This window comes from Escherichia sp. S10b (genome assembly GCF_028421345.1).
GTDB lineage: Bacteria > Pseudomonadota > Gammaproteobacteria > Enterobacterales > Enterobacteriaceae > ECMA0423.
The window spans coordinates 1-11,954 of the sequence record NZ_JAHZSO010000161.1 but is presented as its reverse complement, the minus strand read 5'-3'; the positions used below and the strand labels follow the sequence as shown (position 1 = coordinate 11,954).

Below are 11,954 nucleotides of genomic sequence, written 5' to 3'. Positions count from 1 at the left end.
GGAGAGCATTATGTCTTTTAGCGAATTTTATCAGCGTTCGATTAACGAACCGGAGCAGTTCTGGGCCGAGCAGGCCCGGCGTATTGACTGGCAGACGCCCTTTACGCAAACGCTCGACCACAGCAATCCGCCGTTTGCCCGTTGGTTTTGTGAAGGCCGAACCAATTTGTGCCACAACGCTATCGACCGCTGGCTGGAGAAACAGCCAGAGGCACTGGCATTGATTGCCGTCTCTTCGGAAACAGAAGAAGAGCGCACCTTTACCTTTCGCCAGCTGCATGACGAAGTGAACGCGGTGGCCTCAATGTTGCGCTCACTGGGCGTGCAGCGCGGCGATCGGGTGCTGGTGTATATGCCGATGATTGCCGAAGCGCATATTACTCTGCTGGCCTGCGCGCGCATTGGTGCTATTCATTCGGTGGTATTTGGTGGTTTTGCCTCGCACAGCGTGGCGGCGCGAATTGATGACGCTAAACCGGTGCTGATTGTCTCGGCTGATGCCGGAGCGCGCGGTGGCAAAATCATTCCCTATAAAAAATTGCTCGACGATGCGATAAGTCAGGCGCAGCACCAGCCACGCCATGTTTTGCTGGTGGATCGCGGACTGGCGAAAATGGCGCGCGTCAGCGGGCGGGATGTCGATTTCGCGTCGTTGCGCTATCAACACATCGGCGCGCGGGTACCGGTGGCGTGGCTGGAATCCAACGAAACCTCCTGCATTCTCTACACTTCCGGCACGACCGGCAAACCTAAAGGCGTGCAGCGTGACGTCGGCGGATATGCGGTGGCGCTGGCGACCTCGATGGACACCATTTTTGGCGGCAAAGCGGGCGGCGTGTTCTTTTGCGCATCGGATATCGGCTGGGTGGTGGGGCATTCGTATATCGTTTACGCGCCGCTGCTGGCGGGGATGGCGACTATCGTTTACGAAGGATTGCCGACCTGGCCGGACTGCGGCGTGTGGTGGAAAATCGTCGAGAAATATCAGGTTAGCCGGATGTTCTCAGCGCCGACCGCTATTCGCGTGCTGAAAAAATTCCCTACCGCTGAAATTCGCAAACACGATCTCTCGTCGCTGGAAGTGCTCTATCTGGCTGGAGAACCGCTGGACGAGCCGACCGCCAGTTGGGTGAGCAATACGCTGGATGTGCCGGTCATCGACAACTACTGGCAGACCGAATCCGGCTGGCCGATTATGGCGATTGCTCGCGGTCTGGACGACAGGCCGACGCGTCTGGGAAGCCCCGGCGTGCCGATGTATGGCTATAACGTGCAGTTGCTTAATGAAGTCACCGGCGAACCGTGTGGCGTCAACGAGAAAGGGATGCTGGTGGTGGAAGGGCCGCTGCCGCCGGGGTGTATTCAGACCATCTGGGGCGACGACGGCCGCTTTGTGAAGACTTACTGGTCGCTGTTTTCCCGCCCGGTGTACGCCACCTTTGACTGGGGCATCCGTGACGCTGACGGTTATCACTTTATTCTCGGGCGCACTGACGATGTAATTAACGTTGCCGGGCATCGGCTGGGGACGCGCGAGATTGAAGAGAGTATCTCCAGCCATCCGGGCGTTGCCGAAGTGGCGGTGGTTGGGGTGAAAGATGCGCTGAAAGGGCAGGTGGCGGTGGCGTTTGTCATTCCGAAAGAGAGCGACAGTCTGGAAGATCGTGATGTGGCGCACTCGCAAGAGAAGGCGATTATGGCGCTGGTGGACAGCCAGATTGGCAACTTTGGCCGCCCGGCGCACGTCTGGTTTGTCTCGCAATTGCCAAAAACGCGATCCGGAAAAATGCTGCGCCGCACGATCCAGGCGATTTGCGAAGGACGCGATCCTGGGGATCTGACGACCATTGATGATCCTGCGTCGTTGGATCAGATCCGCCAGGCGATGGAAGAGTAAGGTATTGTCGGATGCGTCGCGTGGCGCATCCGACACCATGCGCCGATGCCTGATGCGACGCTTACCGCGTCTTATTATGCCTACCCACTGTTTTTACACCGATAATTTTTCCCCCACCTTTTTGCACTCATTCATATAAAAAATATGTTTCCCCACGAAAACGATTGCTTTTTATCTTCAGATGAATAGAATGCGGCGGATTTTTTGGGTTTCAAACAGCAAAAAGGGGGAATTTCGTGTCGCAAGATAACAACTTTAGCCAGGGGCCAGTCCCGCAGTCGGCGCGGAAAGGGGTATTGGCATTGACGTTCGTCATGCTGGGATTAACCTTCTTTTCCGCCAGTATGTGGACCGGCGGTACTCTCGGAACCGGTCTTAGCTATCATGATTTCTTCCTCGCAGTTCTCATCGGTAATCTTCTCCTCGGTATTTACACTTCATTTCTCGGTTACATTGGCGCAAAAACCGGCCTGACCACTCATCTTCTTGCTCGCTTCTCTTTTGGTGTTAAAGGCTCATGGCTGCCTTCACTGCTACTGGGCGGAACTCAGGTTGGCTGGTTTGGCGTTGGCGTGGCGATGTTTGCTATTCCGGTGGGTAAGGCAACCGGGCTGGATATTAATTTGCTGATTGCCGTTTCCGGTTTACTGATGACCGTCACCGTCTTCTTTGGCATTTCGGCGCTGACGGTTCTTTCGGTGATTGCGGTTCCGGCTATCGCCTGTCTTGGCGGTTATTCCGTATGGCTGGCCGTTAACGGCATGGGCGGCCTGGACGCCTTAAAAGCGGTCGTTCCCGCACAACCGTTAGATTTCAATGTCGCGCTGGCGCTGGTTGTGGGGTCATTTATCAGTGCGGGCACGCTCACCGCTGACTTTGTCCGCTTTGGTCGCAATGCCAAACTGGCGGTGCTGGTGGCGATGGTGGCCTTTTTCCTCGGCAACTCGTTGATGTTTATTTTCGGTGCAGCGGGCGCTGCGGCACTGGGGATGGCGGATATCTCTGATGTGATGATTGCTCAGGGCCTGCTGTTGCCTGCGATTGTGGTGCTGGGGCTAAATATCTGGACCACCAACGATAACGCGCTCTATGCGTCGGGTTTAGGTTTCGCCAACATTACCGGGATGTCGAGCAAAACCCTTTCGGTAATCAACGGTATTATCGGTACGGTCTGCGCATTATGGCTGTATAACAATTTTGTCGGCTGGTTGACCTTCCTTTCGGCAGCTATTCCTCCGGTGGGTGGCGTGATCATTGCCGACTATCTGATGAACCGTCGCCGCTATGAGCACTTTGCGACCACGCGTATGATGAGTGTCAATTGGGTGGCGATTCTGGCGGTCGCCTTGGGGATTGCTGCAGGCCACTGGTTACCGGGAATTGTTCCGGTCAACGCGGTATTAGGTGGCGCGCTGAGCTATCTGATCCTTAACCCGATTTTGAATCGTAAAACGACAGCAGCAATGACGCATGTGGAGGCTAACAGTGTCAAATAACGCTTTACAAACAATTATTAACGCCCGGTTACCAGGCGAAGAGGGGCTGTGGCAGATTCATCTGCAGGACGGAAAAATCAGCGCCATTGATGCGCAATCCGGCGTGATGCCCATAACTGAAAACAGCCTGGATGCCGAACAAGGTTTAGTTATACCGCCGTTTGTGGAGCCACATATTCACCTGGACACCACGCAAACCGCCGGACAACCGAACTGGAATCAGTCCGGCACGCTGTTTGAAGGCATTGAACGCTGGGCCGAGCGCAAAGCGTTATTAACCCATGACGATGTGAAACAACGCGCCTGGCAAACGCTGAAATGGCAGATTGCCAACGGCATTCAGCATGTGCGTACCCATGTCGATGTTTCGGATGCAACGCTAACTGCGCTGAAAGCAATGCTGGAAGTGAAGCAGGAAGTCGCGCCGTGGATTGATCTGCAAATTGTCGCCTTCCCTCAGGAAGGGATTTTGTCGTATCCCAACGGTGAAGCGTTGCTGGAAGAGGCGTTACGCTTAGGGGCAGATGTAGTGGGGGCGATTCCGCATTTTGAATTTACCCGTGAATACGGCGTGGAGTCGCTGCATAAAACCTTCGCCCTGGCGCAAAAATACGACCGTCTCATCGACGTTCACTGTGATGAGATCGATGACGAGCAGTCGCGCTTTGTCGAAACCGTTGCTGCCCTGGCGCACCGTGAAGGCATGGGCGCGCGAGTCACCGCCAGCCACACCACGGCAATGCACTCCTATAACGGGGCGTATACCTCACGCCTGTTCCGCTTGCTGAAAATGTCCGGTATTAACTTTGTCGCCAACCCGCTGGTCAATATTCATCTGCAAGGACGTTTCGATACGTATCCAAAACGTCGCGGCATCACGCGCGTTAAAGAGATGCTGGAGTCCGGCATTAACGTCTGCTTTGGTCACGATGATGTCTTCGATCCGTGGTATCCGCTGGGAACGGCGAATATGCTGCAAGTGCTGCATATGGGGCTGCATGTTTGCCAGTTGATGGGCTACGGGCAGATTAACGATGGCCTGAATTTAATCACCCACCACAGTGCCAGAACATTGAATTTGCAGGATTACGGCATTGCCGCCGGAAACAGCGCAAACCTGATTATCCTGCCGGCTGAAAATGGATTTGATGCGCTGCGCCGTCAGGTTCCGGTACGTTATTCGGTACGTGGCGGCAAGGTGATTGCCAGTACACAACCGGCACAAACCACCGTATATCTGGAGCAGCCAGAAGCCATCGATTACAAACGGTAATTTCCTCTGTGTTGAAGAGCCACTGACCTGTGTCAGTGGCTACCGTGATTCATTCTCGCCAACATCCGCACATTCCTCCAACGCCATGTGCAAAAATGCCTTCGCGGCGGCTGTCTGCCAGCTATTTTTCCGCCGCAACAAAACCGCCGTTCTCTCCAGTAGTGGCGGGGCAAGAGAAATCGCTTTAAGCCCGTCATGTTGTGTGGCAATCGCTGCTGGTAACAATGTGGAAAGGGAAGTGCGGCGAATCAGCTCCAGAACCGCGCTAATTGAGTTCGCCTCAATGACCACCTGTGGATGTAGCCCCGCTTTCTCGCAGTAGTGGTCAATTTGCTCTCTGGTGGCAAATTCCGCGCTGAGCAGGACCAGTTTTTCATCATGCAAGCGACTCAACGCCACCTGTTCACAGGCAGCCAGCGGATGATGTTGCGCCACGACTAACGCTAAACTTTCTGTCAGTAAAGGAATTGCCTCCAGCTCCGGCGAATGCACAGGCGCGAAGGCAATCCCAACGTCCAGCTCGTCGCGACAAAGCAGATCTTCGATTTTCTCCTGCGACATTTCCTGTAGCTGGAGCGTGATGCCGGGGTAGCGCGCATAGAAATCCGCCATTAAAGGGCCGATAAAGTAGCTTGTAAAGGTGGGGGTGACGGCGATACGCAGCGATCCTCGCGTCAGATCGGCAACATCATGAATCGCCCGTTTACCCGCTCCCAGTTCCTGTAACGCCCGGCTGGCGTACTGTCGCCAGACTTCTCCTGCATCGGTGAGACGAATCGTTCGCCCGCTACGGTCAAACAGCGGCACGCCTAAACTCTCCTCTAACTGGCGAATCTGCTGGGAAAGCGCAGGCTGAGAGACGTGCAACGCACTGGCGGCACGGGTGAAGCTGCCATGTTCAGCCACGGCAAGAAAATAATTGATATGTCGAGAGAGCATTCGCCAACCTATAAGTAAATCCAATAGAACTCATCATAAATGAGACTTTTACCTTATGACAATCGGCGAGTAGTCTGCCTCTCATTCCAGAGACAGACAGAGGTTAACGGTGAAAGAGATTATTGATGGATTCCTTAAATTCCAGCGCGAGGCATTTCCGAAGCGGGAAGCCTTGTTTAAACAGCTGGCGACACAGCAAAGCCCGCGCACACTTTTTATCTCCTGCTCCGACAGCCGTCTGGTCCCTGAGCTGGTGACGCAACGTGAGCCTGGCGATCTGTTCGTTATTCGCAACGCGGGCAATATCGTCCCTTCCTACGGGCCGGAACCCGGTGGCGTTTCTGCTTCGGTGGAGTATGCCGTCGCTGCGCTTCGGGTATCTGACATTGTGATTTGCGGTCATTCCAACTGTGGCGCGATGACCGCCATTGCCAGCTGTCAGTGCATGGACCATATGCCTGCCGTCTCCCACTGGCTGCGTTATGCCGATTCAGCCCGCGTCGTTAATGAGGCGCGCCCGCATTCCGATTTACCGTCAAAAGCTGCGGCGATGGTACGTGAAAACGTCATTGCTCAGTTGGCTAATTTGCAAACTCATCCATCGGTGCGCCTGGCGCTCGAAGAGGGGCGGATCGCCCTGCACGGCTGGGTCTACGACATTGAAAGCGGCTGCATCGCAGCGTTTGACGGCGCAACCCGCCAGTTTGTGCCACTGGCAGCTAATCCGCGCGTTTGTGCCATACCGCTACGCCAACCGACCGCAGCGTAACCTTATTTTTAAACCATCAGGAGATGCACCATGATTCAGTCGCAAATTAACCGCAATATTCGTCTTGATCTTGCCGATGCCATTTTGCTCAGCAAAGCTAAAAAAGATCTCTCATTTGCCGAGATTGCCGACGGCACCGGTCTGGCAGAAGCCTTTGTAACCGCGGCTTTGCTGGGGCAGCAGGCGCTTCCTGCCGACGCCGCCCGCCTGGTCGGGGCGAAGCTGGATCTCGACGAAGACGCCATTCTACTGTTGCAGATGATTCCACTGCGTGGCTGCATTGATGACCGTATTCCAACCGACCCAACGATGTATCGTTTCTATGAAATGTTGCAGGTGTACGGCACAACCCTGAAAGCGTTGGTTCATGAGAAGTTTGGCGATGGCATTATCAGCGCGATTAACTTCAAACTCGACGTTAAGAAAGTGGCGGACCCGGAAGGTGGCGAACGTGCGGTCATCACCTTAGATGGTAAATATCTGCCGACCAAACCGTTCTGACAGCCATGCGCAACCATCAAAAGACGTTCACGATGCTGCTGGTTCTGGTGCTGATTGGTCTTAATATGCGACCACTGCTCACCTCCGTCGGTCCACTGCTACCGCAATTGCGCCAGGCGAGCGGAATGAGCTTTAGCGTGGCTGCCCTGTTGACCGCTCTGCCGGTGGTCACCATGGGCGGGCTGGCGCTGGCCGGAAGCTGGCTTCATCAGCATGTCAGCGAACGTCGCAGCGTCGCCATCAGTCTGTTGCTGATTGCCGTCGGTGCATTGATGCGTGAGCTTTACCCCCAAAGTGTGCTGCTGCTTAGCAGCGCACTGCTTGGTGGGGTGGGGATCGGTATCATTCAGGCGGTGATGCCTTCAGTGATTAAACGGCGGTTTCAGCAACGCACGCCACTGGTGATGGGGCTGTGGTCTGCGGCTCTGATGGGCGGCGGTGGACTTGGTGCCGCCATAACGCCCTGGTTAGTTCAACATAGCGAAACCTGGTATCAAACACTCGCCTGGTGGGCGCTGCCTGCCGTTGTTGCGCTCTTTGCCTGGTGGTGGCAAAGCGCCCGCGAGGTCGCCTCTTCCCACAAGACAACAACCACTCCGGTTCGCGTGGTATTCACTCCCCGCGCGTGGACGCTGGGTGTTTACTTCGGTCTGATTAACGGCGGTTACGCCAGCCTGATTGCCTGGTTACCCGCTTTCTATATTGAGATTGGTGCCAGCGCGCAGTACAGCGGTTCCTTACTGGCATTGATGACGCTTGGGCAAGCCGCAGGAGCTTTGCTGATGCCTGCTATGGCTCGCCATCAGGATCGGCGCAAACTGTTAATGCTGGCGCTGGTGTTACAACTGGTGGGGTTCTGCGGCTTTATCTGGCTGCCGCTGCAATTGCCGGTATTGTGGGCGATGGTGTGTGGGTTAGGTCTGGGCGGCGCGTTTCCGCTCTGTTTGCTGCTGGCGCTCGATCACTCTGCGCAACCAGCTATTGCTGGCAAGCTGGTGGCGTTTATGCAGGGGATCGGTTTTATCATCGCCGGGCTTGCCCCTTGGTTTTCTGGTGTGCTGCGTAGTATCAGCGGCAATTACCTGATGGACTGGGCGTTTCATGCGCTGTGTGTCGTTGGGCTGATGATCATAACCCTGCGTTTTGCACCAGCACGTTTTCCGCAGCTGTGGGTCAAAGAGGTATGATGCGACGCTTGTTTCGCCAGATGATGGAGCTATAAATAATTGTCGGATGTGCCCAGTGGCGCATCCGACATTAATTGCTTAAGCGACTTCATTCACCTGACGACGCAGCAGGGAAAGCGGGCCGGGGCCGCTAAGCGTGAACACGGAAATTAAGGTGAAGCCCAGCGCCACCAGACCCAGCACCAGATAAGCGCCCTGGAAACCGATGCTTTCATACATATTGCCCGCCAGTACAGACATAAAAATCATCGCCAGTTGCTTAAAGAAGCAGAAACAGACCAGATAAATCGTCGCTGAAAAACGCACTTCAAACTGGCTGGTAATATATTTAAAGCAGCCCACCAGCAGGAACGGTACTTCAAACATATGCAGCGTTTTCAGAATAACCACTTCCAGCGCTGAGGTGGCGAACGATGAGCCAATAATACGTACAGACATAATAGTGCCAGCCAGCAGCAGGGCATTTTTCCCACCGATGCGATTAATAATCAGTGGCGCAAAGAACATAATCGAGGCGTTAAGTAATTCGCCCATTGTCGTTACGTAGCCAAATACCCGCGTACCCTGTTCACCGGTAGCAAAGAACGAAGTAAAGAAATTAGCAAACTGTTGGTCAAAAACATCGTAGGTGCAGGAAACGCCAATAACATACAGTGACAAAAACCACAGTTTTGGCTGTCTGAACAGTTCCAGCGCCAGCTTAAGGCTAAATGCCGAATGGTTGGCACCTACCGCATTGGCAACCGTGGCGGAAGAGGGCGCATCCGTTTTGGCGAAAAAGAGTAAAACGGCGAGGATGAGTGCACAGCCAGAACCCAGCCAGAAAACAAACTGATTATTGATGGTGAACATGATGCCGACAATCGAGGCACACAACGCCCAGCCAACACAGCCAAACATCCGCGCGCGACCAAATTCGAAATTACTGCGACGGCTGACTTTCTCAATAAATGCCTCTACTGCTGGCGCACCGGCGTTAAAACAAAAGCCTAGATAAATACCACCAACAATCGATCCTACTAAAATGTTGTACTGTAACAGCGGGCCGAAGATAAAAATAAAGAACGGCGCAAACATCACTAACATGCCGGTAATAATCCACAGCAGGTATTTGCGCAGCCCGAGTTTGTCAGAAAGCAGACCAAACAGCGGTTGGAATAATAGCGAGAACAGAGAAATAGCGGCAAAAATAATACCCGTATCACTTTTGCTGATATGGTTGATGTCATGTAGCCAAATCGGGAAAAACGGGAAGTAGGCTCCCATGATAAAAAAGTAAAAGAAAAAGAATAAACCGAACATCCAAAAGTTTGTGTTTTTTAAATAGTACATAATGGATTTCCTTACGCGAAATACGGGCAGACATGGCCTGCCCGGTTATTATTATTTTTGACACCAGACCAACTGGTAATGGTAGCGACCGGCGCTCAGCTGGAATTCCGCCGATACTGACGGGCTCCAGGAGTCGTCGCCACCAATCCCCATATGGAAACCGTCGATATTCAGCCATGTGCCTTCTTCCGCGTGCAGCAGATGGCGATGGCTGGTTTCCATCAGTTGTTGTTGGCTGTAGCGACTGATATTGAACTGGAAGTCGCCGCGCCACTGGTGTGAGCCATAATTCAATTCGCGCGTCCCGCAGCGCAGACCGTTTTCGCTCGGGAAGACGTACGGGGTATACATGTCTGACAATGGCAGATCCCAGCGGTCAAAACAGGCGGCAGTAAGGCGGTCGGGATAGTTTTCTTGCGGCCCTAATCCGAGCCAGTTTACCCGCTCTGCTACCTGCGCCAGCTGGCAGGTCAGGCCAATCCGCGCCGGATGCGGTGTATCGCTCGCTACTTCAACATCAACGGTAATCGCCATTTGACCACTACCATCAATCCGGTAGGTTTTCCGGCTGATAAATAAGGTTTTCCCCTGATGCTGCCACGCGTGGACAGTGGTAATCAGCACCGCGTCGGCAAGTGTATCTGCCGTGCACTGCAACAACGCCGCTTCGGCCTGGTAATGGCCCGCCGCCTTCCAGCGTTCGACCCAGGCGTTCGGGTCAATACGGGTCGCTTCACTTACGCCAATGTCGTTATCCAGCGGTGCACGGATGAACTGATCGCGCAGCGGGGTCAGCAGTTGTTTTTCATCGCCAATCCACATCTGTGAAAGAAAGCCTGACTGGCGGTTAAATTGCCAACGCTTATTATCCAGCTCGATGCAAAAATCCGTTTCGCTGGTGGTCAGTTGCGGGATGGCGTGGGGCGCGGAGGGGAGTGTCACGCTGAGGTTTGCCGCCAGACGCCACTGCTGCCAGGCGCTGATGTGTCCGGCTTCTGACCATGCGGTCGCGTTCGGTTGCACTACGCGTACTGTGAGCCAGAGTTGCCCGGCGCTCTCCGGCTGCGGTAGTTCAGGCAGTTCAATCAACTGTTTACCTTGTGGAGCGACATCCAGAGGCACTTCACCGCTTGCCAGCGGCTTTCCATCCAGCGCCACCATCCAGTGCAGGAGCTCGTTATCGCTATGACGGAACAGGTATTCGCTGGTCACTTCGATGGTTTGCCCGGATAAACGGAACTGGAAAAACTGCTGCTGGTGTTTTGCTTCCGTCAGCGCTGGATGCGGCGTGCGGTCGGCAAAGACCAGACCGTTCATACAGAACTGGCGATCGTTCGGCGTATCGCCAAAATCACCGCCGTAAGCCGACCACGGGTTGCCGTTTTCATCATATTTAATCAGCGACTGATCCACCCAGTCCCAGACGAAGCCGCCCTGTAAACGGGGATACTGACGAAACGCCTGCCAGTATTTAGCGAAGCCGCCAAGACTGTTACCCATCGCGTGGGCGTATTCGCAAAGGATCAGCGGGCGCGTCTCTCCAGGTAGCGAAAGCCATTTTTTGATGGACCATTTCGGCACAGCCGGGAAGGGCTGGTCTTCATCCACGCGCGCGTACATCGGGCAAATAATATCGGTGGCCGTGGTGTCGGCTCCGCCGCCTTCATACTGCACCGGGCGGGATGGATCGACAGATTTGATCCAGCGATAGAGTGCGTCGTGATTAGCGCCGTGGCCTGACTCATTTCCCAGCGACCAGATGATCACACTCGGGTGATTACGATCGCGCTGCACCATTCGCGTTACGCGTTCGCTCATCGCCGGTAGCCAGCGCGGATCATCGGTCAGACGATTCATTGGCACCATGCCGTGGGTTTCAATGTTGGCTTCATCTACCACATACAGGCCGTAGCGGTCGCACAGCGTGTACCACAGCGGATGGTTCGGATAATGCGAACAGCGCACGGCGTTAAAGTTGTTCTGCTTCATCAGCAGGATATCCTGCACCATCGTCTGCTCATCCATGACCTGACCATGCAGAGGATGATGCTCGTGACGGTTAACGCCGCGAATCAGCAACGGCTTGCCGTTCAGCAGCAGCAGACCATTTTCAATCCGCACCTCGCGGAAACCGACATCGCTGGCTTCTGCTTCAATCAGCGTGCCGTCGGCGGTGTGCAGTTCAACCACCGCACGATAGAGATTCGGGATTTCGGCGCTCCACAGTTTCGGGTTTTCGACGTTCAGACGTAGTGTGACGCGATCGGCATAACCACCACGCTCATCGATAATTTCACCGCCGAAAGGCGCGGTGCCGCTGGCGACCTGCGTTTCACCCTGCCACAAAGAAACCGTCACCCGCAGCTCATCGCGCAGCTCGCCATACATCTGAACTTCTGCTTCCAGTACCGCGCGGCTGAAATCATCATTAAAGTGAGTGGCAACATGGAAATCGCTGATTTGTGTGCTCGGTTTGTGCAGCAACGAGACGTCACGGAAAATGCCGCTCATCCGCCACATATCCTGATCTTCCAGATAACTGCCGTCACTCCAGCGCAGC

At 54.5% G+C, this 11,954-nt stretch carries 9 protein-coding genes; 6 read left to right on the top strand and 3 right to left on the bottom strand.

Features of this window, described 5'->3' with window-relative positions; all coding sequences use genetic code 11:
- Nucleotides 1-10: 10 nt before the first annotated feature.
- The 3 genes from prpE to codA all read left to right on the top strand — a co-directional run bounded on the left by prpE (nucleotide 11) and on the right by codA (nucleotide 4,666).
- The gene (gene prpE / locus FTE26_RS11465; protein WP_000010294.1) at nucleotides 11-1,897 is read left to right on the top strand and encodes a propionate--CoA ligase; all 1,887 of its coding nucleotides are present in this window, start codon (nucleotides 11-13) and stop codon (nucleotides 1,895-1,897) included.
- Between the two features lie 236 nt (nucleotides 1,898-2,133).
- Nucleotides 2,134-3,393 (top strand): cytosine permease, encoded by a 1,260-nt coding sequence (codB, locus tag FTE26_RS11460; RefSeq protein WP_000076234.1) that lies wholly within the window; start codon nucleotides 2,134-2,136, stop codon nucleotides 3,391-3,393.
- On the top strand, nucleotides 3,383-4,666 hold the full coding sequence (gene codA, locus FTE26_RS11455) for a cytosine/isoguanine deaminase (RefSeq protein WP_001295686.1): 1,284 nt from the start codon (nucleotides 3,383-3,385) through the stop codon (nucleotides 4,664-4,666). The genes codB and codA overlap by 11 nt, the downstream gene beginning before the upstream one ends.
- A gap of 39 nt (nucleotides 4,667-4,705) precedes the next feature.
- On the opposite strand, the gene cynR is transcribed toward codA, so the two are convergent.
- A complete protein-coding gene (cynR, locus tag FTE26_RS11450; protein WP_000952485.1) occupies nucleotides 4,706-5,605 on the bottom strand; it encodes a transcriptional regulator CynR in 900 nt (299 codons plus the stop codon).
- A gap of 109 nt (nucleotides 5,606-5,714) precedes the next feature.
- Here cynR and cynT point away from each other — a divergent pair, with 109 nt between their 5' ends.
- The 3 genes from cynT to cynX are packed head-to-tail and all read left to right on the top strand — an operon-like array spanning nucleotide 5,715 to nucleotide 8,062.
- The gene (gene cynT, locus FTE26_RS11445) at nucleotides 5,715-6,374 is read left to right on the top strand and encodes a carbonic anhydrase CynT (RefSeq protein ID WP_000658648.1); all 660 of its coding nucleotides are present in this window, start codon (nucleotides 5,715-5,717) and stop codon (nucleotides 6,372-6,374) included.
- A 30-nt stretch (nucleotides 6,375-6,404) separates the two neighbouring features.
- Nucleotides 6,405-6,875: a cyanase gene (gene cynS, locus FTE26_RS11440; RefSeq protein ID WP_000616241.1), complete on the top strand. Its 471-nt coding sequence runs from the start codon at nucleotides 6,405-6,407 to the stop codon at nucleotides 6,873-6,875.
- A 5-nt stretch (nucleotides 6,876-6,880) separates the two neighbouring features.
- Nucleotides 6,881-8,062, top strand: coding sequence for a cyanate transporter CynX (gene cynX / locus FTE26_RS11435; RefSeq protein WP_001348386.1), 1,182 nt, complete (start codon nucleotides 6,881-6,883; stop codon nucleotides 8,060-8,062).
- 78 nt (nucleotides 8,063-8,140) lie between these two features.
- Here cynX and lacY read toward each other — a convergent pair whose 3' ends face one another.
- Nucleotides 8,141-9,394: a lactose permease gene (gene lacY, locus FTE26_RS11430; RefSeq protein WP_000291549.1), complete on the bottom strand. Its 1,254-nt coding sequence runs from the start codon at nucleotides 9,392-9,394 to the stop codon at nucleotides 8,141-8,143.
- A gap of 51 nt (nucleotides 9,395-9,445) precedes the next feature.
- Nucleotides 9,446-11,954 (bottom strand): beta-galactosidase (lacZ, locus tag FTE26_RS11425; protein ID WP_272457581.1); only part of this gene is annotated, 2,509 nt, incomplete at its 5' end.

Coding starts and splice junctions, on each gene's coding strand:
- lacY (WP_000291549.1), bottom strand. CDS start 9,394: ATGTACTATTTAAAAAACACAAACTTTTGGATGTTCGGTTTATTCTTT.
- cynR (WP_000952485.1), bottom strand. CDS start 5,605: ATGCTCTCTCGACATATCAATTATTTTCTTGCCGTGGCTGAACATGGC.
- prpE (WP_000010294.1), top strand. CDS start 11: ATGTCTTTTAGCGAATTTTATCAGCGTTCGATTAACGAACCGGAGCAG.
- cynS (WP_000616241.1), top strand. CDS start 6,405: ATGATTCAGTCGCAAATTAACCGCAATATTCGTCTTGATCTTGCCGAT.
- cynX (WP_001348386.1), top strand. CDS start 6,881: ATGCGCAACCATCAAAAGACGTTCACGATGCTGCTGGTTCTGGTGCTG.